The organism is Salinicoccus hispanicus (genome assembly GCF_009831115.1).
Classification (GTDB): Bacteria; Bacillota; Bacilli; order Staphylococcales; family Salinicoccaceae; genus Salinicoccus; species Salinicoccus hispanicus.
The window spans coordinates 516,975-540,879 of sequence record NZ_WUUK01000001.1 but is presented as its reverse complement, the minus strand read 5'-3'; the positions used below and the strand labels follow the sequence as shown (position 1 = coordinate 540,879).

Annotated in this window: 30 protein-coding genes and 1 riboswitch; of the genes, 7 read left to right on the top strand and 23 right to left on the bottom strand. The window is 46.8% G+C overall.

The window, feature by feature from the left end; genetic code table 11:
- Positions 1 to 17: 17 nt before the first annotated feature.
- The 5 genes from GQ671_RS02735 to GQ671_RS02715 all read right to left on the bottom strand — a co-directional run bounded on the left by GQ671_RS02735 (position 18) and on the right by GQ671_RS02715 (position 4,121).
- Positions 18 to 365: an Asp23/Gls24 family envelope stress response protein gene (locus GQ671_RS02735; protein WP_160652335.1), complete on the bottom strand. Its 348-nt coding sequence runs from the start codon at positions 363 to 365 to the stop codon at positions 18 to 20.
- Positions 366 to 596: 231 nt separating this feature from the next.
- Positions 597 to 1,943, bottom strand: a complete 1,347-nt coding sequence (accC, locus tag GQ671_RS02730) for an acetyl-CoA carboxylase biotin carboxylase subunit (protein ID WP_160653507.1) — start codon at positions 1,941 to 1,943, stop codon at positions 597 to 599.
- The gene (accB, locus tag GQ671_RS02725; RefSeq protein WP_160652332.1) at positions 1,943 to 2,374 is read right to left on the bottom strand and encodes an acetyl-CoA carboxylase biotin carboxyl carrier protein; all 432 of its coding nucleotides are present in this window, start codon (positions 2,372 to 2,374) and stop codon (positions 1,943 to 1,945) included. The genes accC and accB overlap by 1 nt, the downstream gene beginning before the upstream one ends.
- Positions 2,375 to 2,477: 103 nt before the next feature.
- The gene (efp, locus tag GQ671_RS02720; RefSeq protein ID WP_160652329.1) at positions 2,478 to 3,035 is read right to left on the bottom strand and encodes an elongation factor P; all 558 of its coding nucleotides are present in this window, start codon (positions 3,033 to 3,035) and stop codon (positions 2,478 to 2,480) included.
- A 30-nt stretch (positions 3,036 to 3,065) separates the two neighbouring features.
- Positions 3,066 to 4,121, bottom strand: a complete 1,056-nt coding sequence (locus tag GQ671_RS02715; protein ID WP_160652326.1) for a M24 family metallopeptidase — start codon at positions 4,119 to 4,121, stop codon at positions 3,066 to 3,068.
- 183 nt (positions 4,122 to 4,304) lie between these two features.
- Between GQ671_RS02715 and GQ671_RS02710 the strand changes: the two genes are divergently transcribed.
- Genes GQ671_RS02710 through GQ671_RS02700 form a run of 3 tightly spaced genes read left to right on the top strand, consistent with a single transcriptional unit; the run spans position 4,305 to position 6,021 of the window.
- Complete coding sequence (locus GQ671_RS02710) at positions 4,305 to 4,871, top strand: hypothetical protein (protein ID WP_160652323.1); 567 nt, start codon at positions 4,305 to 4,307, stop codon at positions 4,869 to 4,871.
- Between the two features lie 20 nt (positions 4,872 to 4,891).
- Positions 4,892 to 5,794: a DUF1385 domain-containing protein gene (locus GQ671_RS02705; protein WP_160652320.1), complete on the top strand. Its 903-nt coding sequence runs from the start codon at positions 4,892 to 4,894 to the stop codon at positions 5,792 to 5,794.
- A 2-nt stretch (positions 5,795 to 5,796) separates the two neighbouring features.
- Positions 5,797 to 6,021, top strand: a complete 225-nt coding sequence (locus tag GQ671_RS02700; RefSeq protein WP_160652317.1) for an SA1362 family protein — start codon at positions 5,797 to 5,799, stop codon at positions 6,019 to 6,021.
- Positions 6,022 to 6,054: 33 nt separating this feature from the next.
- On the opposite strand, the gene GQ671_RS02695 is transcribed toward GQ671_RS02700, so the two are convergent.
- Positions 6,055 to 6,888, bottom strand: coding sequence for a lipoate--protein ligase family protein (locus GQ671_RS02695; protein ID WP_160652313.1), 834 nt, complete (start codon positions 6,886 to 6,888; stop codon positions 6,055 to 6,057).
- Positions 6,889 to 6,975: 87 nt separating this feature from the next.
- Here GQ671_RS02695 and GQ671_RS02690 point away from each other — a divergent pair, with 87 nt between their 5' ends.
- Complete coding sequence (locus GQ671_RS02690) at positions 6,976 to 7,362, top strand: rhodanese-like domain-containing protein (RefSeq protein WP_246153104.1); 387 nt, start codon at positions 6,976 to 6,978, stop codon at positions 7,360 to 7,362.
- Positions 7,363 to 7,407: 45 nt separating this feature from the next.
- Here GQ671_RS02690 and gcvPB read toward each other — a convergent pair whose 3' ends face one another.
- The 10 genes from gcvPB to GQ671_RS02640 all read right to left on the bottom strand — a co-directional run bounded on the left by gcvPB (position 7,408) and on the right by GQ671_RS02640 (position 15,643).
- Positions 7,408 to 8,889, bottom strand: coding sequence for an aminomethyl-transferring glycine dehydrogenase subunit GcvPB (gene gcvPB, locus GQ671_RS02685; RefSeq protein WP_160652307.1), 1,482 nt, complete (start codon positions 8,887 to 8,889; stop codon positions 7,408 to 7,410).
- On the bottom strand, positions 8,882 to 10,225 hold the full coding sequence (gene gcvPA / locus GQ671_RS02680) for an aminomethyl-transferring glycine dehydrogenase subunit GcvPA (RefSeq protein WP_160652304.1): 1,344 nt from the start codon (positions 10,223 to 10,225) through the stop codon (positions 8,882 to 8,884). Before gcvPA ends, gcvPB begins: the two co-directional genes overlap by 8 nt.
- Before the next feature lie 21 nt (positions 10,226 to 10,246).
- Positions 10,247 to 11,332, bottom strand: a complete 1,086-nt coding sequence (gcvT, locus tag GQ671_RS02675) for a glycine cleavage system aminomethyltransferase GcvT (protein WP_160653504.1) — start codon at positions 11,330 to 11,332, stop codon at positions 10,247 to 10,249.
- A 67-nt stretch (positions 11,333 to 11,399) separates the two neighbouring features.
- A riboswitch (glycine riboswitch) is annotated at positions 11,400 to 11,490 on the bottom strand.
- Positions 11,491 to 11,584: 94 nt separating this feature from the next.
- Positions 11,585 to 12,064: a shikimate kinase gene (locus GQ671_RS02670; RefSeq protein ID WP_160652301.1), complete on the bottom strand. Its 480-nt coding sequence runs from the start codon at positions 12,062 to 12,064 to the stop codon at positions 11,585 to 11,587.
- Positions 12,065 to 12,222: 158 nt separating this feature from the next.
- Complete coding sequence (locus GQ671_RS02665) at positions 12,223 to 12,630, bottom strand: competence type IV pilus minor pilin ComGF (protein WP_160652298.1); 408 nt, start codon at positions 12,628 to 12,630, stop codon at positions 12,223 to 12,225.
- A complete protein-coding gene (locus tag GQ671_RS02660) occupies positions 12,623 to 12,892 on the bottom strand; it encodes a hypothetical protein (protein WP_160652295.1) in 270 nt (89 codons plus the stop codon). Before GQ671_RS02660 ends, GQ671_RS02665 begins: the two co-directional genes overlap by 8 nt.
- The gene (locus GQ671_RS02655; protein WP_160652292.1) at positions 12,882 to 13,316 is read right to left on the bottom strand and encodes a prepilin-type N-terminal cleavage/methylation domain-containing protein; all 435 of its coding nucleotides are present in this window, start codon (positions 13,314 to 13,316) and stop codon (positions 12,882 to 12,884) included. Before GQ671_RS02655 ends, GQ671_RS02660 begins: the two co-directional genes overlap by 11 nt.
- A complete protein-coding gene (gene comGC, locus GQ671_RS02650) occupies positions 13,291 to 13,620 on the bottom strand; it encodes a competence type IV pilus major pilin ComGC (RefSeq protein ID WP_160652290.1) in 330 nt (109 codons plus the stop codon). The genes GQ671_RS02655 and comGC overlap by 26 nt, the downstream gene beginning before the upstream one ends.
- A 15-nt stretch (positions 13,621 to 13,635) precedes the next feature.
- The gene (gene comGB / locus GQ671_RS02645; RefSeq protein ID WP_246153103.1) at positions 13,636 to 14,667 is read right to left on the bottom strand and encodes a competence type IV pilus assembly protein ComGB; all 1,032 of its coding nucleotides are present in this window, start codon (positions 14,665 to 14,667) and stop codon (positions 13,636 to 13,638) included.
- Positions 14,651 to 15,643, bottom strand: a complete 993-nt coding sequence (locus GQ671_RS02640) for an ATPase, T2SS/T4P/T4SS family (RefSeq protein WP_160652284.1) — start codon at positions 15,641 to 15,643, stop codon at positions 14,651 to 14,653. Before GQ671_RS02640 ends, comGB begins: the two co-directional genes overlap by 17 nt.
- Positions 15,644 to 15,858: 215 nt before the next feature.
- On the opposite strand from GQ671_RS02640, the gene GQ671_RS02635 reads away from it, so the two are divergent.
- Positions 15,859 to 16,107 carry a DUF2626 family protein gene (locus tag GQ671_RS02635; RefSeq protein ID WP_160652280.1) on the top strand — a complete coding sequence of 83 codons (249 nt, stop codon included), beginning with the start codon at positions 15,859 to 15,861 and terminating at the stop codon, positions 16,105 to 16,107.
- A gap of 49 nt (positions 16,108 to 16,156) precedes the next feature.
- Here GQ671_RS02635 and GQ671_RS02630 read toward each other — a convergent pair whose 3' ends face one another.
- Positions 16,157 to 16,780, bottom strand: a complete 624-nt coding sequence (locus GQ671_RS02630) for an MBL fold metallo-hydrolase (protein WP_160652277.1) — start codon at positions 16,778 to 16,780, stop codon at positions 16,157 to 16,159.
- A gap of 92 nt (positions 16,781 to 16,872) precedes the next feature.
- Between GQ671_RS02630 and GQ671_RS02625 the strand changes: the two genes are divergently transcribed.
- On the top strand, positions 16,873 to 17,112 hold the full coding sequence (locus tag GQ671_RS02625) for a DUF2759 domain-containing protein (protein WP_160652273.1): 240 nt from the start codon (positions 16,873 to 16,875) through the stop codon (positions 17,110 to 17,112).
- 50 nt (positions 17,113 to 17,162) lie between these two features.
- On the opposite strand, the gene argH is transcribed toward GQ671_RS02625, so the two are convergent.
- Both argH and GQ671_RS02615 read right to left on the bottom strand, forming a co-directional pair.
- Entirely contained in the window at positions 17,163 to 18,542 is a 1,380-nt protein-coding gene (gene argH / locus GQ671_RS02620; protein ID WP_160652269.1) for an argininosuccinate lyase, read from the bottom strand.
- Positions 18,535 to 19,746 (bottom strand): argininosuccinate synthase, encoded by a 1,212-nt coding sequence (locus tag GQ671_RS02615; RefSeq protein ID WP_160652266.1) that lies wholly within the window; start codon positions 19,744 to 19,746, stop codon positions 18,535 to 18,537. Before GQ671_RS02615 ends, argH begins: the two co-directional genes overlap by 8 nt.
- A 163-nt stretch (positions 19,747 to 19,909) precedes the next feature.
- Here GQ671_RS02615 and GQ671_RS02610 point away from each other — a divergent pair, with 163 nt between their 5' ends.
- Positions 19,910 to 20,638, top strand: a complete 729-nt coding sequence (locus GQ671_RS02610; RefSeq protein WP_160652263.1) for an SDR family NAD(P)-dependent oxidoreductase — start codon at positions 19,910 to 19,912, stop codon at positions 20,636 to 20,638.
- A gap of 36 nt (positions 20,639 to 20,674) precedes the next feature.
- On the opposite strand, the gene GQ671_RS02605 is transcribed toward GQ671_RS02610, so the two are convergent.
- The 4 genes from GQ671_RS02605 to GQ671_RS02590 are packed head-to-tail and all read right to left on the bottom strand — an operon-like array spanning position 20,675 to position 23,801.
- Positions 20,675 to 21,637, bottom strand: a complete 963-nt coding sequence (locus GQ671_RS02605; RefSeq protein WP_160652261.1) for an ROK family glucokinase — start codon at positions 21,635 to 21,637, stop codon at positions 20,675 to 20,677.
- A 2-nt stretch (positions 21,638 to 21,639) separates the two neighbouring features.
- The gene (locus tag GQ671_RS02600; protein WP_160653500.1) at positions 21,640 to 21,828 is read right to left on the bottom strand and encodes a YqgQ family protein; all 189 of its coding nucleotides are present in this window, start codon (positions 21,826 to 21,828) and stop codon (positions 21,640 to 21,642) included.
- Complete coding sequence (locus GQ671_RS02595) at positions 21,821 to 23,236, bottom strand: rhomboid family intramembrane serine protease (protein ID WP_160652257.1); 1,416 nt, start codon at positions 23,234 to 23,236, stop codon at positions 21,821 to 21,823. Before GQ671_RS02595 ends, GQ671_RS02600 begins: the two co-directional genes overlap by 8 nt.
- Positions 23,229 to 23,801: a 5-formyltetrahydrofolate cyclo-ligase gene (locus GQ671_RS02590; RefSeq protein WP_160652254.1), complete on the bottom strand. Its 573-nt coding sequence runs from the start codon at positions 23,799 to 23,801 to the stop codon at positions 23,229 to 23,231. Before GQ671_RS02590 ends, GQ671_RS02595 begins: the two co-directional genes overlap by 8 nt.
- Positions 23,802 to 23,905 lie beyond the last annotated feature (104 nt).

Sequence of the window (23,905 nt, the reverse complement as noted above, 5' to 3'; positions counted from 1 at the left end):
ACCCATCTACTGTTCTATTATTTAATATTTACGATGTGCACATTGACTTCTTTGACATCATGATCCGTCATATTCCGTATTGCCTGATTGACATTTTTCTGAATAAGTTCTGCGGTCTCATGGATATTACGGCGTGTAGACAGAGAAACATAGATGGAAATCATTACTTCATTGTCTTTTGCATCGACTTTGACGCCCCGGCCCCGGTACTTCTTGCCGATCTTCTCAAAGTTGCCGCTGGCAAAGTTGTTCTGCAATGCATGCACACCTTCAGTTTCTGTCACCGCAATGCTCGCGATCACTTCAAGTACTTCCGGTGATATTTCTATCTGTCCAAGATTTGCTTTGTCTTCCTGAATTATCATGTTCATCACCTCGCCAATTCATTATATCACGATTCGATAGGAAATTGGATGACGTTTCGGGCAGCCACAGCATGAAATATACCTTCACTCCGGTCATCAATCACCATTCGTTGAATATAATATTATGGTGTACCAATATCATTGTCAACCAAATGGATGGCCCCGGGAACCGAGGAGAGGCATAGTAAAAGGGACATCATTGAAGATGCCCCTTGTCTGTGTCTTCCATCATCATTTCATGATGTCATTATTTTCCAGGAAGTTGGTGTTGTAGTCGTTCGATCTGAATGATTCATGCTGGAGCAGATTCGTATGGAACGGAATGGTCGTATCGACACCGCCGATCTTGAATTCCCCCAGTGCACGGAGGGCAGTTTGAATGGCCTCTTCCCTTGAATCACCATGCGTGATCAGCTTGGCAATCATCGAGTCGTAGTACGGCGGAATGACGTAGCCTGAGTAGCATGCAGAATCAAGTCTGACACCATAACCACCTGGTGTAATGAATTCATTGATCTTGCCGGCCGATGGCATGAAGTTCTTATAAGGATTCTCAGCATTGATACGGAGCTCGACAGCATGGCCTTTGAATTCGATGTCCTCCTGTTTGAAAGGAATCGCTTCTCTTCTGGCCACTTTGATCTGCATTTTGACGAGATCGATTCCTGTAATCATTTCTGTTACAGGGTGTTCGACCTGAATGCGTGTATTCATCTCCATGAAATAGAAATGATCTTCATTCAGGTCATAGATGAATTCGATCGTGCCGGCACCGATATAGTCGATGCTTTGGGCAGCAGTCACTGCTGTTTCTCCCATCTCCTTCCGTTTTTTCTCGGAAAGAATCGGACTCGGCGCCTCCTCCACAAGCTTCTGCATACGGCGCTGGATTGTACAGTCGCGCTCACCCAGATGGACGACGTTGCCATGATAGTCTCCAAGAACCTGGATTTCAATATGTCTGAAGTTCTCGATGTATTTTTCGATATAGAGACTCTTGTTGCCGAAGGCACTTTCCGCCTCCTGCTCGGTCATCTTATAGTTCTGGACAAGTGATTCCTCATCACGGGCAACACGGATTCCTTTTCCGCCTCCGCCATAGCTTGCTTTGATGATGACGGGATACCCGATTTCATCAGCAATCTTCTTCGCGTCTTCAACGGATCCGACGACGCCTTCACTACCCGGCACAGTCGGTACGCCTGCTTTTTTCATCGTGTCTTTCGCAACATCCTTTACGCCCATGAGCGCAATCGTCTCGTGCATCGGTCCGATGAAGATGAGGTTCGACGCTTCGCACATTTCGGCGAAGTCACTATTTTCAGCCAGGAAGCCGTATCCTGGATGGATGGCATCACAGCCCGTCTTTTTGGCGATCGTAATGATGCTGATCATATCAAGATAGCTGTCCTTGGACAGTTTAGGGCCGACACAGTATGACTCTGTGGCAAGTCTGCGGTGCAGACTGTCTGCATCTGCTTCAGAATAGATGCTGACCGACTCTATATCAAGTTCAGTACAGGCTCTGATGATTCGGACGGCGATTTCCCCACGGTTGGCAACCAGTATCTTCCTGATCATCGGATTCTGAACAATGGCTGGTCGTATTCAACCATTTCTCCATCTTCGACTAGGATCTCTGTGATCTCACCGGAAGTTTCCGCCTGGATTTCGTTGAACAGTTTCATTGCTTCCAGAATGCATACGACACTTGAATTTTCGACCCTGTCACCGACCTTGACGTAAGGATCCACCTCAGGGGAAGAGGCTTTATAGAATGTTCCGACCATCGGTGCCTTGATGACCTTGCCTTCCTCCTGTTGTGCAGTTTCAGTCTGTACCGGCTGGGCGGACTGAGGAGGTGCCTGGGCTGGCGCAGCTGCCTGCTGGAACCCGTTCATGCTGTCACGTTTCAACACGATGTCCACTTCCCCATCCTTATATGACAGTTCTGTCAAAGATGCCTTTTCCATTTTGCTAATCAGTTCATCAATATACTCCAGTTTCATGTCTACTGCTCCTTAACATTCAAAATTTCTCTCTTATATTCTACGCAAGTGGTCATACCAATTCAAGGAAAAAATAAAAGCAGATCGAAATCTGCTTTTATTCCTATGCTCTGGATACGTAGCTGCCATCGTCCGTGCTGATGATCAGTACATCATCCTGGTTGACGAAAAGCGGCACCTGAAGTACCAGGCCGGTTTCAAGTGTTGCCGACTTCGTTGCGCCACTTGCCGTATCTCCCTTGATGCCGGGTTCAGTTTCAACGACTCTCAGCTCCACTGATTTCGGCAGTTCGACACCAAGCGTTTCGCCTTCATACATGATCAGGGAAACATTCATGTTTTCCTGAAGGTACTTCAGCTCATCCTTGAGTGCTGAAGCCTCGAGCTCCACCTGGTCGTATGTGTTGTTGTCCATGAATACGTGTGTATCGCCATCAGCATACAGATACTGCATCTTTCTGTTGTCGATCTGGGCTCTGCCGACTTTTTCGCCTGCGCGGAAAGTCTTCTCCTGGATGGCACCTGTTCTCAAGTTTCTCAGTTTGCTTCTGACAAATGCTGCACCTTTACCCGGCTTGACGTGCTGGAATTCCACGACTCTCCAGATGCCATTGTCGACTTCCACTGTGAGTCCTGTTTTAAAATCATTGACTGAAATCATATTATTCCTCCTAATATTCCACTAGTATATTTAGATGATGAAGAGTTCTTTGCTGCTGTGGGAAAGCTTCTCAAGTCCACTTTCCGTAACAATGCAGTCATCTTCGATGCGGACGCCGCCGACACCATCGATATAGATGCCAGGTTCGACCGTTACGCACATATCCTTTTCAAGAACCATGTCGCTTGCTTTCGACAGTCCAGGCATCTCGTGGACTTCTAGTCCGAGCCCATGTCCGAGCGAGTGGCCGAAGTTCTCACCGTAGCCGTTCTCTGAAATGATATTACGGGCAATGGCATCCGCCTCTTTGCCAGTCATTCCACTTTTAATCTGTTCCAATGCGGCCAGTTGTGATGTTAACACAATGTCATGCACCTTTTCCATCTCTTCAGCCACCGAACCGACGCCGAACGAGCGCGTGATGTCGGAAGCATACCCATTGTAGTAGGCGCCGAAGTCGAGTGTCACCATGTCACCGGACTCGATTGCCTTATCCGATGCAACACCGTGCGGCAGTGCGCCGCGATATCCGCTGGCTACGATGATGTCGAAGCTGGATCCTTCTGCACCGAGTCTGCGCATATGGTTCTCAAGTTCATTTCTGACTTCAAGCTCAGTCTGACCGGGCTTGATGTACTTGAGTATATGATCGTAAGTCTCATCTGCGATTTCGCACGCTTTCCTGATCAGTGAAATCTCTTCAGTTGTCTTGTACATGCGGATGGTTTCAACTTCATTGGTCAGCGGCACCAGGTCGAATTGGCTGTTCAGCTGTTCATAAGTATTGTAGTTGATATGCTGTCCTTCAAACCCGACAGTACGCAGGTTTTTCTGCTCAAGGAATTCAGCTATGAAGTCGAGCAGCCCTTTATTCTGCAGGACGAACTCGAACTGGTCTGCCTGTTTTGCTGCCTGGGCCTTATATCTGAAGTCGGATATCAGATATCTGTTCTCCTTTGTGATGATCACTGCGCCACTTGAACCTGTAAAGCCTGTGAGGTAGCGACGGTTGTAGTCACTCAGTACAAGCAGGGCATCAAGGTCATTCTTTTCAATCAAAGCATCGACTTTATCAAATTTTATCATGTGCATCTACTCCACCTTTCAAATATATATTACATCAAATCCACTGCAATTTCAGTAAAGCTTCCCACGAATTTAAAATAATAGGAAAATAGACACCATGCAGATGATGATGTGTTGCAAATGAATATCATCTTTTAATATAACATGATAAAATAATACAATGAGATACAGGAGATTGAGAATATGAAACGTATGATATATATTCCGCTTGTTGCCCTTGGTCTAAGTGCCTGCGGAGACCCATCAATTGAAGAAGAACTGGCAAGTGCGAATGACCGTAATGAGGAGCTCCAGAGCATTCTCCAGACCGAGGAAGTCGCACTCCAGAAGAACACACAGCGCCTTGAAGCACTGGAAGAGGATATTTCCAAAATGCAGTCTGTCATCAGCAATCCCGATATAGATGCCTATGTCGATATTGTCACCGACTATTCCAAAGCCATGAAGAAAGGGCTGTCGGACCTGGATGCGCTGCTTTCCGATAATGCAGATACGGAAGACCTCTCCACTATGGATCAGGAGTTCGAGGAGATATCCGAAAGTCTGACTGGAGCGATTGAAGATTATCGCGATGGTTCCTCGAATGTGGAACTCGATGAATATCTCGAGCGTCAGCACAGTGCCATACAGCTCGCCAACGAAGATATTCTGGGTTCTCTGGATACAATCGGCAATGGTATTTCCATGTCGGATCAAAATCTGCTTGACCAGGGACTTGAACAGCTGAGAAACGCACATGAATACTATTGATAGAAGGAAGCGTCGAAAAAATGGATAAACCGAAGTTCGGTGGACAGGCAGTCGTCGAAGGTGTCATGTTCCAGTCAAAAGATAAAATGGTGACAGCAATCCGCAGAAGTAATGATGATATCGAATATTTCGAAATGGACCGTCCTGAAAAGAAATGGATACAGAAACTGAAGAAGATACCGGTTTTGAGGGGCAACGTTGCCATCATTGAATCGAGCATATATGGCATGAAGCATATGGAGTTTGCGACAGACCGCTATGAAAGGGACCCGGAAGACGATGTGTTGATCGAGCAGGAAAAACAGGATGCCAACACCGCAAAGATTGTCATGTCCACCATCATAGTCGGCATCCTCTCCTTTCTGGTCGGGAAGTTCCTGTTTACGCTGATACCGGTGTTCATCGCCGAAGTATTTTCAGGGGTGGTCACCTCGCATGTCGGACAGGTATTTCTGGAGTCGCTCTTCAAACTCATCCTGCTGCTCGTCTACATCTATGTCATCTCCATGACCCCCATGATCAAGCGGCTGTTCCAGTACCATGGTGCGGAGCATAAGGTGATCAATACTTACGAAAATGGAGATGAGCTGACAGTCGGCAATGTCCAGAAGTCTTCGAGACTGCACTATCGATGCGGCAGTTCATTCATCCTCTTTACCGTACTTGTCGGTTTTGTCGTATATATGTTCGTTCCGGTCGATCCTTTCTACGTCAGAATACTCAACCGGATTGCACTGATTCCTGTAGTCATCGGCCTGTCCTTTGAATTTCTCCAGTTCACCAATCGGGTAAGAAATGTCCCGGTTCTCAAATGGCTCGGAATTCCGGGCCTCATGCTGCAGCTGCTTACTACAAAACAGCCGGACGGCCATCAAGTTGAGGTCGCCATCAAATCATTCAACAAGTTATTAAGGAGCGTCTGATAATGAAAAAGTTCGTACTGTACCTGGTGCTCGCCATTGCAGCACTCGGTCTGGTCACCAATATGGAATACTTCCTCAATATGATCGTCAACTCCCTTGTCTTTCTGGTAGTGATCGGGCTGATCTTATATGGTATCTACTATTTCTTCATCCTGACAGAGAGCCAGAGGAAGTATAAGAGAGCATTACGGAAATCCAAAAGAAAATATAAAAACAAAAAGAAATAGAAAACAGGCTGCGTGCGTGCGCAGCCTGTTTTTTCATCTTCTGTAGTTCCATTCATCTGATTCATACTTTTTCCTGATCTCTGCAAGGCGCACTTCATCGCTTTCTGTCAGTACATAAGGTTCGGTGATGATACCCAGCCCTTTTTCGAAACCCTGCCTGAAAGCCGGATAGAGATCGTGCACCGTAAAGTTTCTGTTGCTGATCTCATTGATTGCGACTGCCTTCTCCTTGAAAGCAGTCTTCATTTTATTCTTGAACCGTTCGTTCGTGTATGTAAACATATCGAAAAGATGATCGATGTCGACATCAAGCAGGATGGAACCGTGCTGCATGATGATGCCCCCCTGTCTGGTCTGGGCACTGCCGGCAATCTTCCTGCCCTCGACGACCAGTTCATACCAGCTTGGTGTATCGAAGCACACACTGCTTCTGATGTTCGTCAGTTCCTTCTTTTCCTCCTTCGTCCGGGGGATGCTGAAATGGGCATCCAGACCAAGGTTTCTGAAGCCTTCAAGCAGACCTTGCGATAGGATGCGATAGCTTTCAGTAACCGACTCCGGCATATCGGGATATTTTTCAGGCAATACCACACTGTATGTCAGCTCTTTGTCATGCAGCACCCCTCTTCCGCCAGTGGCACGGCGCACCAGTTCATAGCCATATTCATTGACGCGGTCGATGTCGATTTCTTTTTCCATCTTCTGAAAGTAGCCGATTGAAAGCGTCGGCGTCTCCCATTCATACAGTCTGATGGCGGCAGGAATTGCACCTGACCTGACCTTCTCCATAAGCAGTTCATCCAACGCCATATTATGGAAAGCGTCATTCTTTCCACTTTCCAGATAGAACCATGTATTTTTTGCCATAGCGCTCACTCCTGTCTTTTTCTCTTTCAAATTATATCAAACATCTCTATAATAAACTTATGTGAAATTTTTAAGGAGAGATGCAGATTGGATACATGGTTGATCATTCTACTGGCTGCAGTCGTTGTCCTTCTTCTTCTGGTGCTTAACGGCTTCAGAAATATGAAAAGCGTAAAATCGCTGCCTGAAGAAGAGTTCAAGAAAGATTTAAGACGCGTTCAGCTGGTAGATCTGAGAGAAAAGGAAAAGTATGAATATGGCCATATTATGGGAGCTAGGAACATTCCGATGATGAATTTTTCAATGAAGATGAATTCACTTCGCAAAGACCAGCCGATCTACCTCTATGACCAGACAGGACGTCTGTCCATCAGAGCCGGCAGAATGCTCAAAAAAGCAGGCTATACTGATATCTATATGCTGAAAAACGGTATCAGCAAATGGACGGGTAAAATAAAATCCAAAAACAAATAGCATTAGAAAATGAGATTCGGCCGCGGCCGAATCTCATTTTTCGTTCTACTTCTCTTCCGCAATATCTTCACGCTGGAACCTCAGAATCGGCTTTCTTGCAGCCAGCGTCTCGTCCAGTCGCCCGATGATTGTTGTATGCGGTGCCTCCAGAACGATATCCGGGTTCTCCTCGGCTTCCTTTGAAATGCTGATCAACGTATCGACGAAACCATCCAGTGTCTCCTTGGACTCTGTCTCCGTCGGTTCGATCATCATGCATTCCTCGACATTGATCGGGAAGTAGATGGTCGGCGGGTGGTAGCCGAAGTCGAGCAGACGCTTCGCCATATCCAATGTACGCACACCCATCTTCTTCTGTCTGGAGCCGCTGATGACGAATTCATGCTTGCAGTGCTGCTTGTACGGCAGTTCAAACGTGCCTTCGAGACGTCTCATCATATAGTTTGCATTGAGTACGGCAATTTCTGAAACTTCCTTCAGGCCATCCGGTCCCATCGTGCGGATATATGTGTAGGCACGCAGGAAGATGCCGAAGTTGCCGAAGAACGGCTTGACACGCCCGATGCTTTTCGGAACATCGTGGTCCACTTTGTATGTGTCATCTTCCGTTTTGACGACAAGTGGTTTGGGCAGGAATTCGGCCAGGTCGGATTTGACACCGATTGGTCCGGAACCTGGGCCGCCGCCGCCGTGTGGGCCGGTGAACGTCTTATGAAGATTGAGGTGGACAGCATCGAAGCCCATGTCCCCTGGTCTGACCTTTGCCATGATTGCATTCAGGTTCGCTCCATCATAGTACAGTTTGCCACCTGCTTCGTGGACGATATCACGAATTTCAATGATATCCTCTTCAAAAAGACCAAGCGTATTCGGATTGGTCAGCATGATTGCTGCTGTGTCATCCCCCACTACACTCTTCAGGTGGTCGATGTCGACAAGCCCCCTGTCGTTCGACTTTACGGTCACTGCTTCGAATCCGGCAACAACTGCGCTGGCAGGGTTTGTTCCATGGGCAGAATCCGGTACGATGACCTTTGTACGATTGAAGTCGCCATTGTTTTCATGGAAAGCTTTGATCATCATCAGAGCCGTCCATTCCCCTTGTGCACCTGCGGCAGGCTGGAGGGAGATTTCATCCATGCCGGTAATCTCCTTCAAGTGTTCCTGCATGTCGTAGACAATCTCAAGAGAGCCCTGTATCGTACGATCGCTCTGCAGCGGGTGGCTGAGTGCAAAGCCTGACATTCTTGCGACTTTTTCATTAATTTTCGGATTATATTTCATCGTGCAGGAACCGAGTGGATAGAACCCGGAGTCCACACCATGGTTCTTATTGGATAATTCCGTGTAGTGGCGCATCAGATCAAGCTCGCTGATCTCCGGCAGTTCAGCTTTTGTCTTACGGATGAATCTGCTATCCAGAATGTCACCAAGCGGCAGTCTTTCGACTTCGAGATCCGGTAGCGAGTACGCAAAACGGTCTTCTGTGCTTCTTTCAAAAATCAAAGGACTGGATCCCTTATTCATTATATTCACCCAACCTTTCGACAAATCCATCAATTTCTTCTTTCGTACGCAGTTCTGTAACAGCAATCAGCATATGGTTTCCGAGCTCTGGGTCGACTTTGCCCAAGTTGAATCCGCCGATATAGCCGTGATCCAGAAGTTCGTCGTTTATTTCGTCAATATCCTTCGACAGTTTTACAGCAAACTCATTGAAAGACTGACCATCGAGTACAGTGAACCCAGCAGATTTCAGTTGATTTTTCATATGGAATGTCTTCTGGATGTTCTGCTCCGCCATCTCTATAGCGCCATTTTTGCCGAGTGCACTCATAGCGACTGAGGATGCAAGCGCATTGAGCGCCTGGTTTGAACAGATGTTGCTTGTCGCCTTGTCCCGCCTGATGTGCTGCTCTCTCGCCTGGAGTGTCAGGACGAATCCACGGTTGCCTTCGTCATCCTGCGTCTGGCCGACCAGTCTGCCCGGCATCTTGCGCATGAGCTTCTTGGTTGCTGCAAAGTAGCCGCAGTGCGGCCCGCCGAATTGTGCCGGAATGCCGAACACCTGTGTATCTCCTGTAACGATGTCTGCGTTGAATTCACCCGGCGGCGTCAGAAGGCTGAGCGCGAGCGGGTTGCTGTTCACAACAAACAGCGCCTTATGTTTATGTGCGATCTGTTCAATGGCTTCAAGATCCTCTACCGAACCCAGGAAGTTCGGGTACTGGACCATCACTGCAGCAGTATCCTCGTCAGAAGCTGCATCGAGTTTGTCGAGATCGGTATAGGTGCCGTCGAGATCGATTTCCACCACTTCGATGTTCTGTGCCTTACAGTAGGAACGGAGCACTTCGATTGCCTGGAAATGAACGCCTTTTGAGACAATGACTTTTTTCTTGCGTGTCTGTCCGGATGCCATTGTGGCCGCTTCGGCAAAAGCAGTCGGGCCATCATACATTGAAGAATTGGCAACATCCATCGCAGTAAGCTCCGAAATCAGTGTCTGGAATTCGAATATCGCCTGCAGTTCCCCTTGGGAAATCTCGGGCTGGTACGGCGTATAAGCAGTATAGAATTCCGAACGGGAAATGACATGGTCCACCACTGTCGGAATGTAGTGGTCGTACACACCTGCACCGAGGAAGGAGACGTGTGTTTCTGAAGTGATGTTCTTATTTGAAATACGCGTCAGTTCGCGCAGCAGTGATGTTTCACTCTTGCGTTTTTTGAGATCGAGTTCTCCTTTGAACCGGACACTTTCCGGTATATCTTCGAACAGTTCGGAGATGCTGGAAATGCCGATTGTATCCAGCATTTCGCTCTTGTCTTTTTCAGTTAATGGCAAATAGCGGTGACTCAATTCATACACTCCCTTATACTGTTAGTTTTTATGGAACGGGGTTTTGACGAACTTTGCTTCTACATCCTTATTCCTTATTCTGATATTGAATGTCTTGTCCATTTCATGGAAATCGCTGTCGACGAGTGCAAGTCCGATTGAACGCTTTGTCAGAGGCGACTGCGTGCCACTTGTGACATGGCCAACTGTATTGCCTTCATCATCCGTCACTTCGTAATCCGTCCGTGCAATGCCCCGGCCGAGAAGTTCAAAGCCTGCAAGTTTTCTAGGTGCGCCAGTCTCCTTCTGGTCCTTGAGTACCGATTTGCCGATGAAATCTTCCTTTTCGGCTTTTACGGCAAAGCCCATATTGCCTTCGACCGGTGTAATCTCTTCTGTCAAATCCTGTCCGTGCAGTGGAAGGGCCGCTTCCAGTCTTAACGTATCACGTGCACCGAGTCCACATTGGGTCACACCGGAATCCGTAAAAAGTCTCCACAGCTTTTCAGTATCTTCAGCATGGCAATAGATTTCGAAACCATCTTCGCCTGTATAGCCACTCTGCGACAGGATGACATTGCATCCTGCAATGTCGATGTTCTGTCTGAACCGGAACATCTTCATCTCACTGATGTCCTCATCTACATGGCTCTGGACAATATCCCGTGCTTTTGGTCCCTGGACGGCAATCTGCCCATATTCAGCAGATACGTTGGTGATTGTCGCATCAAAACCTGAAATTTGCTTCAACCAATCGAAATCCTTGTCGGTGTTTCCGGCATTGACAACAAGCAGATATTTGTTCTCGCCTAGCCTGTAGATGACGAGGTCATCGATGACACCACCCTGTTCATTGCACAGCATCGTGTATTGTGCCCTTACATCCGTCAGTTTTGAAACATCATTCGTCAGTGCATGATTCAGGAAGGCTTCGGCTTCGCTGCCTGTGACGAGCAGCTCTCCCATATGGCTGACCTCAAAGATCCCGGCAGATTCCCGGACCGCAGTATGTTCTTCCTTTATGCTGCTGAACTGTACCGGCAGTGCCCAGCCTGAAAAGTCGATGACCTTGGCTCCGGCTTCCTGGTAGTAGTCATACAGTGGTGTCTTTTTAAGTTCGGACATGATTTACCTCCTTATAATAAAAAAACAGGACAGCTATAATAGCTGCCCTGTTGAGTTGCCTTCAGGAATGCGTCCCAATGCCGTTCTTTTGCCTGAGAGATTCACCCGGGTGGGGCTTGCTCCTTCGGCGACGATTACTCGTTCTCTCGAGCATTGTTCATTCGCAAAATTTTCAATTATCAATTCGAGTTCATTATACCCTGCGAATTTGGGAAATAGCAAGAAGTTTTGAAAGACCGGTTTCGGGTCCCAAAGTCACCCGATCCGAAGAATCGATGAAACAACCTGTTCGACGGATGCACTGCAGTCGATTTCATGGTCGGCCGTCTTGCGGTATATCCGGAGCCGCTGTTCATACAGGGCTCTTACCTGCTCCCGACTTTTTACAAGCGGTCGGTTGCTGTCATTTTTGATCCTTGCATAGAGCGTCTCGAAATCTGCATGGAGGTAGACGACCGGTACCTCCATATTCTCAAGCAGCTTGCAGGAAGGCTCATATGTAACAACCCCCCCGCCGGTGGCGACGATGCATCGAGCGCCGCCGATCTGCACGAGTGCTTCCTGTTCCCTTTTTCTGAAACCCGCTTCGCCCTCTGCTTTAAAAATTTCAGGAATTTCCATGCCGGTCATTCTGACGACTTCCTTATCCAGGTCGATTACCGGCAAGTTCATTCTTTCGCCCAGACTGTGCGCCACTGTGGATTTTCCGCTCCCCATGAAACCGATCAGTATCATGCCATCACTCCTAGTCCACCAGCCCCTGGATGCGGAGCTGATAAATTTCCATAAAATTAGATTGTATTTCAAGTATCATGAAGATCTTATTATAGTAATGGTAATATAAGCCCACCAGATATAGCAATATGAAGTATATGGAAAAGCTGAAGAATCCGTCATTTTGCGAAAGCGGCAGTTTCATCATTCCCCTCCCCTTTTCCTGACACTGAAATATGAACATGGGCAGCAGTCTCTTCAATTTTGAAGTCATCGGCACCAAACATGACGGTCACATACCCGTTCTGCTCTACACTTTTAATAATACGGCTGCCGTGCTTCCGGTACTCGACCTCTCCTTTGCCAGTTGTGAATACAACTGAATGCGTACGGGCATCGAGACGGACTTCACTGCTTTTTTCATACGCTTCTGCAATATCGATCATGAAGAAATCCACTTCGAAATCCACTGCCGGAGAATGCACGTTTTCAAACTGCATCAGAATGGAAGGCGTGAGCGACATGACAAACGCAGCGATGGACAGGGAGATGAGCGCTTCAATATAGGTGAACCCTGAATCATTCAAAATGAACACACAGCTTTGTATCAGCCTTGTCACAGATCCGGTGGGCTTCAATACGATAATCATTGCTGCCACGCCTGAAGGATTCATAATCTTCATATGCCAGCATATCGATGTAGAGCCTGCGGCTATAGTCAAGCAATCTGCCGGAATCCGACAACGTCTGGTTCAGCATTATCATGGCAGGGACCAGTACACTGAGTATGACGGAAAAAACCAGCATGGTCAGTACACTATCAAGCATCATGAAACCATCATCTTTCAATTCTGAACCTCCCTCTCTGTATTTGGAAAACATAGCTTACGTGTGTTCCCAGACAGTCCAGACTGATTGTTCCGAATTTATCAGTATCCCCATCGGGTTTGAATATGATCCGCTCCAGACCGCCCTGCTTCAATGTACATGTTTCAAGCGGATACGTTCTGATGATCTTCCCCTCATGTGTACGCATCTGTATCTTCTGTCTGATCGGGTCCATGCTGATGATCCGTTGTCTGGCAGCACTCATGGCATCCGTCTGCGCACTCTGGAATAGATAGCCGATGGTATCGATCTCCTGGTCGATGCTTCTGTCATCACCGGTCGGCATGCTGGCTACGCTGATCAGCAGAAGAATGCTGATGATGCTGAGCGTAAGCATCATCTCAAGCATGGTGAACCCATCATTCAGTGCGGATGGCCTGGCCATTGTTGATGACGATTGCGTCGCCATTCGCGCATGAAATCTGTTCAGAAGTGAGGTAGTTCGGGACGAGCACATCGATTGTCGCAGGCGGCGATCCTTCATTAAGCGTATAGGCTTCCACCTGGCTCTGCACCATGCGCACCTGGGCTTCGCAACCGGTATTCTGTACGTTGGCACTCTGAGCAGCAATATTTGGAATGATGAGTATGATCAGCACTGAAATGACAAGCAGGACGAGCAGCATTTCAATCAGCGTAAATCCATCCTCGTTGTTGTTCTTCAACTTCTTTTTGAATATATTTTTCATTTGTAATCCTCCTGGTTAGATTTCTGACATCATCTGGAAAATAGGCAGTACAATGATCAGATACAGGCAGATGATCAGTATGCCGAGTATCAGGAATATGACTGGCTGAATTCTTTTTGTCATATTTTCAAGCCGCATGATGAGACGCTCCAGCGTATAGTCGCTGAACATGATCAGTTCTTTGCCGACACTGCTGTTCTGTTCCCCATGGCTGACGAAGACACTGAGCTTCTCATCAATCATGTCCATCTCTGCCAGTGCACCGGATAGCGAGTTGCCATGCATCAGGGATGCTTCGATTTTTCTGGACACAAGCCTAAGGTATGGGTTGATCTCCTGGTGGATGAACAGGTCGAGTATCTCCTTGACTTCAAGTCCATTGTTCAGAAAATAACCGAATTCCCTCGAGAAACGGTATGTCTGATAACCCTTGAAGTAGAAGCCGAAAATGGGGACGTGGGAAAGTATGCTGCATTTTCGTTCAATATTCTTCATGTTGAAGATGCAGATCATGATGGATGTTGCAATGGTAGCAGCCAGCAAAGAAGTTCCGAGAACATAAGGCAGCGATTCGAGCATATTAATGAGCACTTTTACGATTCCTTCGGATTCTGTCCCCATTGCTGTATAGAGGCTTTTGAACTGTGGAATTACTGTAAAGTTCAAGGTGATGAGTATCGTAATGAAAATCGTTACAAGCAGAATAGGATACTGCAGTGATCTGATGAGCTTTGAAGAGGTCTGCCGGACATTGTCCAGATATGCTGCCGATTCCCTTAGATTCGCCAGTACTTCTCCATGAATTTCAGCAAATGAAACTTGGATGACAATGGCATTCCTGAAACCCATCGCCTTCAGTATGCGGCTGAGGGTGACACCTTCCTGTACCATGCTGAGATAGACAATCCGATCCTTCTCTTTCAGTACGTCATACTGTTCGAGCAGGAATACGAGTGACTGCTGCAGTGTGAAGCCGACTTCCAGCAGATCTGCAATCTTGGTCAGGAAGTGGGCATCATACTTTCCGAGCCTATTTGAATTTTTCAAGATAGATGGCATATTCATCCGCATCAAGCCCTCCTGTCCGGCGGAGTTCCGACAGCTTGTCTTCAAGCGTTCCGTATTCGACCTGGCCGGTTTTTAGATAAGTCGCAATCTGGGCATTATCAAGTGCCTCGTAGATGATGAAGCTGCTTTTTCCGGTATAGAGGATACGCTGGTTGATGATGAGTGAAATGCTCTGGATGATCTCTTCGTTATAGAGGCCGTAATCTTTCAGACGGCTTACCGTGCTGATTGCCGACTTGCTATGAAATGTGCTGAGAACCAGATGACCGGAGAGGCTTGCTTTCAAAAGCTGTGAGGCAATGTTGGCGTCCCTGATTTCCCCGAACATGATGATATCCGGGTCACAGCGGAGGACGCCCTTTAAAAGTGGCTTGTAATCTATGTTCGCCTTTTCATTGATCTCCACCTGGACCAGACCATCCAGTTCATATTCCACCGGATCTTCGATGCTTATGATCTGCTGCTTCCCAGACGCCACCCTTTCCTGTATCAGGCGATACATGAGTGTCGATTTGCCCGATCCTGTTGGTCCGGTAAAAAGAATCAGTCCCTGTTTCCGGTTCATGAATTTCAGCAGGAAATCGTAGTCTTCCGGCTCGGGGAAAAGTGATGATGAAGATCGTTCTTCCATGGCGTTGAGCATGCGGATGACGATGATTTCATTCATCAGGGAAATGGGCAGAGTGCTGATTCTGACATTGAACACCTGATCTTCAATGCTGAGTGACGTCCTGCCACTCTGTGGCAACTTATGTTCATTGATATCAAGCTCGGCAATGAACTTCAGGAAATTGACGGTTTTCCTGTAGTCCTCCATGCCGATTTCTTTAAGTGCAAGCATTTCTCCTCTGCTTCTTACTCTGACAAGTCCCTTTGTACTCTCCAGCGTCAGGTGTATATCAGTTGCATCATGATGCATTGCATCTTTAAGGATCTCTTCTACAAGCTGTTTCATCATTCACCCCCTACACTATATATGGCGAAAAAAAGGTGATTTGATCTTTTCTGAAATAAATTGCCGATTTTTATATTTCGGCGTTTATTTTCATGTATAATAGGAATTAATGGTAAGAGATACCAATACAATTATCTTTATAAGTATTTACTTTGATATGATTATTATTTATAATTGATAACGATATGTTAAGTAAGGACGAAAGGACTGTTCCTATGGATAAACTTTTCAAAACACTTGGGTTCTGGACTGCAATGTTTGCGATCCTTTTCTATGTCGGTGACATGATGATGATGACTCTGTTCTTCATCGCTCAAACCGGATTCTTCATTCTGCTGGGCTATATGAAGCTCACTGAGAGAATGTATATGTATGTATTTGCTGCTTACCTGGTCCTTTTCTTTGTAGGATTTACATACTTTACAACATTCCTTCTCGAGCCGAGTTTCGGCAACCAGCACTAGAAACAAAAAAACCAGGCAGATTATATCTGCCTGGTTTTCTTATGCCCATTCATCCTCTGATGAATGGGTTCGTCTGTTTCTCACTGCCTATTGTCGTTGCCGGCCCATGACCGGGGTAGACCGTCAGGTCGCCTTTTTGCGTGTAGAGCTTTTTCCTGATACTTTGTATCAGTGTCTCGTGATCTGCCTGATAGAGGTCTGTTCTGCCGATTCCACCATTGAACAGGACATCCCCTGAAATGATGAAATCCTGGAATAGGAAACTCATGCTGCCTGGCGAGTGACCTGGAGTGTGCAGTGCTTGAAAGCGGAATGCTCCGATCTGATTGCTGCCCGGCTTGATGATTTCAGGTGAAATGGCTGATGAGATTTCTTTGATTCCCATATCGCTGTATTTGGCTGAGCCATTTTTTGAAGGGTCACCGAGCCAGTCCTCCTCCTCGATGCCGATCCATGTGTCGACTCCGAAATGGCTGGCGACCCGATCGAGTGCACCGATATGGTCAAAATGTGCATGTGTCAGCAATATCGCTTTTACCGTACTATCTTTTGAAACTGTATCAATAATTCTATCGGCCTCTCCTGAAGGATCGATGATGAGTGTTTCGTTTTCGTGCTTCAGGATGTAGCAGTTGGTTTCCAATGCCCCCAGTGGGAGTACTTTTATTTCCATTATGTTCCCTCCTTAAAATTCCCTCGACAAAGCTACGTTTTAATTATACAATATATATGAGAATAAAGAGAAATATCGGGAGGTTGAGCAAAATGCCATTCATCAATACTGGTGAGTTATTTGAAATTGGCGGCATTACCATCCATATCGGAGTCAATACATTGTCACTATTAATGCTGATGGTAACAATTGTCGGCATATGGGGCCTTGTGCTTGCTGTTAAAAATAGAAATCTGCTTGCTGTTCTATTCAGTCTGGCGACTGTTGCTACATTTGGATTCTTTGCAATCGCAACAATCTTTACTTACGGTTATCCGGAGCTAGGCCACTAGCTCCTGCCGTCTGAAAGAAAAAGGCAAACCCTTTCCGGGTTTGCCTTTTTTTATTTCTTTATCGTATCCTTTGCGACCTGCAGCTGCTTTCTGACAGCTTCAGTTCCGGTTCCCCCGAGGCTTTTCCTTCTGTCGACAACGGTCTTGGGTGACAGTACTGTATAGATATCCTCCTCTATCGAGTCATGATGATTTTTATATTCTGTAATGGAAAGATCTTTCAAGTATTTGCCTTCATTGATGCACTTGAGCACAAGCTCCCCGACCACCTCATGCGCTTTTCTGAATGGTACGCCTTTTTGGACAAGATAATCGGCGAGCTCGGTCGCATTTGAGAAATCATTCTGGACTGTCTTTTCAAGAACATCTTCGTTGATTGTCATTGTATCGAGCATGCCTGTCATGATTCTGAGAGAGCCTTTGACTGTGGTAACCGCGTCAAATACACCTTCCTTGTCTTCCTGAAGATCCTTGTTGTACGTGAGCGGCAGCCCTTTGACCAGCATCAGCATGCTTGTCAGGGCACCTGTCGTACGGGCGCTCTTGCCACGGATCAGTTCCGCCATATCCGGGTTCTTCTTCTGTGGCATCATTGAGCTGCCTGTTGTGAACTGGTCGGAAAGCTGGACGAAATTCGCTTCCTCACTCATCCAGAAGATGATCTCTTCAGAAAGCCTGGAGAGATGGACCATTACGAGACTGATGTTCGCTAGTGTCTCAATGATGTAGTCACGATCACTCACGGCATCCATGCTGTTCTGATAGATGTCTGAAAAGCCGAGCAGTTCCTGTGTGTGTTCCCGGTCGATATCGAACGTTGTACCGCTGATGGCACCTGCCCCAAGCGGTGACATGTCGATGCGTGACAGTGCATCATTGAAACGGTCCTTGTCTCTTTTCAGCATCCAGAAGTACGCCATGATATGGTGTGAGAACAGAACAGGCTGTGCACGCTGCAGGTGTGTATACCCAGGCATGATGCAATGGATGTTGTCTTCGGCAAGTTCAAGGATGGTCTCCTGCAGCGTTTCGATGCTTTCGATGATTTCATAAGCTTTTTCTTTAACATACAGATGCATGTCGGTCGCAATCTGATCATTTCTGCTACGAGCGGTATGCAGCTTGCCGCCGACATCTCCAATTTTTTCAATGAGTGCATGCTCGACGTTCATATGGATATCCTCATGCTGCACTGAAAATTCAAGTCGCCCTTCATCGTAGTCGTCAAGAATTGCACTCAGACCATCTATGATCTGCTGCTTTTCATCGTCTGTGATGATTTCTTTTGCCGCCAGCATTGTTGCGTGGGCGATGCTGCCGGCGATATCCTTTTCAATCAGTACCTGGTCAAAATGGATGGATGCGTTGAACGCATCCACCCATTCTATTGCTTCTCCCTGGAATCTTCCACCCCATGCTTTTCTAGTCATAGAGTTTCACGCCGCTTTCAAGCATGGATTTGACTTTGGTCGGCAGGCCGAAGATCTCGATGAATCCGACGGAAGCGTCCTGATTGAAAGCATCCTCACTCGTATACGTCGCAAGTTTTTCATCATAAAGACTGTTGTCCGAACGTCTGCCCGTAACAGTGACATTGCCTTTGTACAGCTGCAGGCGGACTTCTCCATTTACCGGCTGCTGCATATCCTTAAGCATCTTTCTCAAGGAATCGGATAGAGGTGAGAACCACAGGCCGTTGTAGACCTGTTCCGTGAACTGCTGTTCGATGAATGGTTTGAAATGGGCAATATCCTTTGTCAGCGTGATGGTTTCAAGATCATGCTTGGCTGTCAGGATGACTTTCGCCCCCGGCGTTTCATATACTTCACGTGATTTGATGCCGACGAGCCTATTTTCCACATGATCGATTCTGCCGATGCCATGCGCACCTGCAATATCATTCAGTTTGATGATCAGATCATCAAGATCGTAGGAGACGCCATTGATTGCGGTGGGCAGTCCAGCATTGAATGAGAGAACAAGCTCTTCCGGCTCATCCGGTGCATCGACAATGTTGGCTGTCAGATCATATGCGCCTTCGGGCGGTGTATTCCACGGGTCTTCCAGCACACCACATTCATTGCTTCTGCCCCAGAGATTCTGGTCGATTGAATACGGGGAATCCAGATTGACCGGAATTGGAATATTCTTCTCTTTTGCGTAGTCGATCTCCTCTTCCCTGCTCCATGTCCACTCTCGCACTGGCGCGAGGACTTTCAGGCTTGGATCGAGCCCCTGTATTGCGACTTCAAAACGCACCTGATCATTTCCTTTTCCGGTGCAGCCATGGGCGACATAGTCGGCATTGGAATGCTGCGCAATTTCAACAAGTTTTTTTGAAATGAGCGGACGGCTGAGCGCGGATACGAGCGGATACTTTCCTTCATACATGGAGTTGCCGTAGATCGCGTAGGCAACGAATTCATCTGCAAATTCTTTAGTCGTGTCGATGACATGGGATTCGATTGCACCCATATCGAGCGCCTTCTGATAGACGATATCCAGATCTTTGCCTTCACCAACATCAAGGCAGACCGCAACGACGTCATACCCTTTATCTATAAACCATTGAATCGTTACACTTGTATCGAGACCACCTGAATAGGCGAGTACCACTTTTTCTTTCTTTTCCATTCCATTCACCTCTGTAATGTTATAATTATAATGATTAGAATGATAGCACTATAAACATCCCATTTCAAGTATATTTATTCATTTTTATGCATGTTTTTTTATTTTACAAAATTTTAATGCTTAATTATACTTGTATATGGATTAAATGTGAGGAGAGATGAACATGAGATATGTATTCATTACAGGCACAAGCCGGGGGCTCGGCCATGCCCTGCTTGATATTTTCAAGGAAGATCGCATCATCAGTATTTCGAGATCCGAAGTTGAAACGGATGTAGAGCTGTTCAAAACATTCCATGTGGATTTCCTGGATGAGCAGGCTCTGGAAGAGGCTGTACCTGAAATATTCAGTTGCATACAGCCGGAAAAAGGAGATGAAATCTTCCTGATCAATAACGCCGGGGCTGTCAATCCGGTCAAGTCTATTGCCAATATTGATGCAAAAGGCTTTCTGGACAACTATAAGATCAACGTACTTGCTCCTGCCCTCCTGATGAAAGGCTTTGTAGATGCATTTGGTGAACTGCAGGCTACGAAACGTATTCTGACGGTCTCCAGCGGCGCGGCACTCAATCCGATGGAAGGATGGGCTGCATACTGCAGTTCGAAGGCCGCTGTCAACATGGTAAGTGACGTACTGCGCCTGGAGATGGATCGTCTGGATTATCCCATACTTTCTGCAACCTATCGTCCCGGTGTCATCGATACTGATATGCAGGGAGAAATACGTTCGGCAGATCCGGAAGATTTTCCTGATATCAGCAAGTTCAAAGACTACAAGTCATCAAATCGGCTCTACCCGGCTGAAACTGTTGCCTACGTCGCCAAAAGGGTTCTTACTTCCGACAACTTCGGTTTTTCCGAAAGCTATAGCGTCAGCGATTTTCTATAGAAGAACGGCGTACCTTCATTTGAGGTACGCCGTTTCTTATGCTAAAAATTGTTTGACTAGGCGTGCAGCACCGTAGATGCCTGCATCGTTCCCAAGTTCAGCCATGATAATTTCAGTATTTTCATAAGCAGGTGGAAATGTAATCGGACGGTAGTATGCCTCTATTCTGTCTATCAGCATCCTGCCTGCCCTGCTGACGCCACCGCCAAGAATAAAGTACTTTGGATTGGTCACTGCTGAAAGGCTGCTGAGCGCCACTGCAATATAATGGGCGACTTCATCGATGACTTTGAGTGCCAGCTCGTCGCCCTTCTCCCCGGCTTCCACAATCGATTTGGCCGAGAGGCTGTCCGTTTCTATCTGCTGCGCCAGCAGTGTTTCCGTCACGCCATTCTCATAATAGTTCAAAGCAAGATTCTTCATGCCTGTTGCAGAAGCTACAGTTTCAAGACATCCCTTTTTGCCGCAATTGCACTGGAATCGACGATTGTAATCCACGTAGATATGCCCGATTTCACCAGCAGCGCCTCCATGTCCATGAATGAGCATGCCATTGGAGACAACACCGCCACCAACGCCTGTACCGAGTGTCACCATGACGACGTCCTTGTGACCACTGCCTGCGCCTTTGAACTGCTCGCCAAGCGCCGCCACGTTCGCGTCATTATCAACAATGGCGGGGATGCCACTGATCGATTCGAATTGAGCAGCGATCGCCATCTGCTCTGTCCAATTCAGGTTGATTGCTCCGTTCAGTATGCCATTATTGAAATCTACAGGTCCCGGCACCCCAATGCCGATCCCGATGATGCCTTCAGTGCTGTATTCATGACTACCTGCTTTCGACTCGAACGACAGGTGAATATCTTCCAGTATGCGGCTGCCCTCATCGGTAATATCTGTAGGAATCTCCCATTTGTCCAATAGTTCAAGTTCCGGTGTGAATACACCCAGTTTGCAAGTGGTACCGCCAATGTCTGCTGCAAGAATTCTTTTCATAACTATTCCTCTCTCCTCTGTCTCAAAATCAGAATGGATGTTTTGTATTCTTCGCTTGTAATGAGTCCATACTGATACAGTTCCTTGATTTCCATTTCCATGAGCTTAAGCATGTTCTGTCTATCCCTATCATACACGTATATGCCATATCGCAGCAGCAGCCTGTTGATATAGGTCAGATCTCTATTCATCTGCATCGTACGCCTCGGCCATCGCTTTCAATTGCGGATCTTCTATCTTTTCAATATTGACTCCGGAAAGAATCTGATCCATTTCATCATATCTTCTTTCTTTTCTCAGCTGCAGCAACCTGTGACGCATTGCCCATTCATCATTCGGGTTCATCGCATAGCTCTGTTCATGAAACTGCCGGGCCTGATCCATATCCCCTGCATACTCCGCGATAAGACCAAGTGCATGATAGGTCTTGGCAGTTTCACTATTCGTGCGTATCGATTCGTTGAGTACTCCAAGCGCTTCTTCATACTCTCCTGCCTCGATGTGTTCCATGGCCAAGGTATCGAGAGGCTGTGATGAATGATGCTGATACGCCATGAACCAGGAAAGAATGATGAGCAGAATAAAGGACACAAGCGCAGCCGCAAGCCATCTGAGCTTGAGCTTCCCAGGATGGTACAGCACGCCGAGCAGCGCACCAAAAACCAGTCCGCCGATATGTGCATAGTGGTTTACATTGGATATGAACTGGGTGAACACGGAGACCACGATGAAGACGACTGCAATCTGGAAGAGCAGTTTGGCACTGATACGCCCATGGATGAGCAGATGGACGATCAATATCGCCAGCAGTCCGTAGATGGCTCCGCTGGCACCCAGCGATATTCCTTCAGTGATGAACATGATGGAAAACAGGCTGGAAGTGATGCCGGTCGCAATATATGCAATAAGAAGCCGCCAGCTTCCAAAAATGCTTTCCGTAAATTTACCGAGAATGTACAAGGCAAATATATTGAACAGAAAATGGTCGACAGTAGAATGCAGGAAGCTGCTGCTCAATAGACGATAGAGATTTCCTTCGATGACATTATAGTGGTTCAGTGCCAGCATCTGTGTAAATCTGTATGAATCTGTAAAATGGATTGCCGAGAGATTGAAAAGGAAAACAATCAGATTTATGCATATGAGCAGATACGTCATTGGACTGAACTGATGCATGAACTTCTCGAATGGGTGGCGGCTCATCAGGCGCTTCTGATAATAAGCCGGTTCTTTCGGCTTTTTATGAGCCAGATCAATTCTGTAGAACGGATTTCCGACGAGCGCTTCTGCCCCTCTTATGCCTTTGAGTACAATTTTTCCACCATTCACCTTATGCTTGCTTGTATAAGGTGTTTCCGTAAAATGGAAACTTTCAATCAGAGCAACATCCATATTTTGCGATAGTCTGTAATGCACATCAGCCAGGTACTGCATCTCGTCTTCCTGGCCTTCCTCTGGAAGGTTGCGGCCATGCAGGCACATCAGTGCATTCTTCTTGGAATTGCGCATCCAGATGACGTCCCGCCCCTGATCATACTGATAGAATGCATAATCCGTATAGCGCGACACTTCATAGGCAACATGCCATAAATTAAACATCTTTTTGCCTCTTTGCCTGGGCATCAATTGTTCTTTCCGGGGTGATCAGAAGATCTACGGGAATATCATGGTTCTGTGCAATGACTTCACCCAGCTGTTCTTCGAAAAGCAGGGAGACCTTAAGGCCACCATAATGGCTGAGGAACCGGTCATAGTAGCCGCCGCCATAACCGATCCGATATCCATCTTCCGAATAGATCAGTCCGGGTACGACAATCATTTCGGGATTGTTGTCGACATCTTCGGTATCTTCAGGAATGCGCAGATTCTTTTCATCCTTGACAACTTTATCAAAGGATATGAACCTGCGGAAATCCATCTGTTTATTTTTATAGTCACATACCGGTGTGTAGACCAGTTTGCCCTGCAGGGTAAGGTGTTTGATGATGCCATCCGTATCCATCTCATGGGGCATGGACAGGACAATACCAAGAGATTGAATGCCCCTGGATTCGATGAAATCGAGCAGTCTGTTTTTCAGTATTTCTTCGCACTCCTGTTTATCCGCTGGTTCCATGGAAGACAAGGTCGCGATCATTTCCTTGCGCAATGCTTTCTTATCCATTGCAATGCCTCATTTCGTATGTAATTGCTGATATGATACTATCTATTATAATCATCATAGCAGTAAAGAAAAAGGTATAGGTGATGAATAAGAGTAATTTGGCC

Coding starts and splice junctions, on each gene's coding strand:
- GQ671_RS02735 (WP_160652335.1), bottom strand. CDS start 365: ATGATAATTCAGGAAGACAAAGCAAATCTTGGACAGATAGAAATATCA.
- accB (WP_160652332.1), bottom strand. CDS start 2,374: ATGAAACTGGAGTATATTGATGAACTGATTAGCAAAATGGAAAAGGCA.
- efp (WP_160652329.1), bottom strand. CDS start 3,035: ATGATTTCAGTCAATGATTTTAAAACAGGACTCACAGTGGAAGTCGAC.
- GQ671_RS02715 (WP_160652326.1), bottom strand. CDS start 4,121: ATGATAAAATTTGATAAAGTCGATGCTTTGATTGAAAAGAATGACCTT.
- GQ671_RS02710 (WP_160652323.1), top strand. CDS start 4,305: ATGAAACGTATGATATATATTCCGCTTGTTGCCCTTGGTCTAAGTGCC.
- GQ671_RS02705 (WP_160652320.1), top strand. CDS start 4,892: ATGGATAAACCGAAGTTCGGTGGACAGGCAGTCGTCGAAGGTGTCATG.
- GQ671_RS02700 (WP_160652317.1), top strand. CDS start 5,797: ATGAAAAAGTTCGTACTGTACCTGGTGCTCGCCATTGCAGCACTCGGT.
- GQ671_RS02695 (WP_160652313.1), bottom strand. CDS start 6,888: ATGGCAAAAAATACATGGTTCTATCTGGAAAGTGGAAAGAATGACGCT.
- gcvPB (WP_160652307.1), bottom strand. CDS start 8,889: ATGAATAAGGGATCCAGTCCTTTGATTTTTGAAAGAAGCACAGAAGAC.
- GQ671_RS02670 (WP_160652301.1), bottom strand. CDS start 12,064: ATGATACTGATCGGTTTCATGGGGAGCGGAAAATCCACAGTGGCGCAC.
- GQ671_RS02655 (WP_160652292.1), bottom strand. CDS start 13,316: ATGGCCAGGCCATCCGCACTGAATGATGGGTTCACCATGCTTGAGATG.
- comGC (WP_160652290.1), bottom strand. CDS start 13,620: ATGAAAAATATATTCAAAAAGAAGTTGAAGAACAACAACGAGGATGGA.
- GQ671_RS02640 (WP_160652284.1), bottom strand. CDS start 15,643: ATGAAACAGCTTGTAGAAGAGATCCTTAAAGATGCAATGCATCATGAT.
- GQ671_RS02635 (WP_160652280.1), top strand. CDS start 15,859: ATGGATAAACTTTTCAAAACACTTGGGTTCTGGACTGCAATGTTTGCG.
- GQ671_RS02630 (WP_160652277.1), bottom strand. CDS start 16,780: ATGGAAATAAAAGTACTCCCACTGGGGGCATTGGAAACCAACTGCTAC.
- GQ671_RS02625 (WP_160652273.1), top strand. CDS start 16,873: ATGCCATTCATCAATACTGGTGAGTTATTTGAAATTGGCGGCATTACC.
- argH (WP_160652269.1), bottom strand. CDS start 18,542: ATGACTAGAAAAGCATGGGGTGGAAGATTCCAGGGAGAAGCAATAGAA.
- GQ671_RS02615 (WP_160652266.1), bottom strand. CDS start 19,746: ATGGAAAAGAAAGAAAAAGTGGTACTCGCCTATTCAGGTGGTCTCGAT.
- GQ671_RS02610 (WP_160652263.1), top strand. CDS start 19,910: ATGAGATATGTATTCATTACAGGCACAAGCCGGGGGCTCGGCCATGCC.
- GQ671_RS02605 (WP_160652261.1), bottom strand. CDS start 21,637: ATGAAAAGAATTCTTGCAGCAGACATTGGCGGTACCACTTGCAAACTG.
- GQ671_RS02600 (WP_160653500.1), bottom strand. CDS start 21,828: ATGAATAGAGATCTGACCTATATCAACAGGCTGCTGCTGCGATATGGC.
- GQ671_RS02595 (WP_160652257.1), bottom strand. CDS start 23,236: ATGTTTAATTTATGGCATGTTGCCTATGAAGTGTCGCGCTATACGGAT.
- GQ671_RS02590 (WP_160652254.1), bottom strand. CDS start 23,801: ATGGATAAGAAAGCATTGCGCAAGGAAATGATCGCGACCTTGTCTTCC.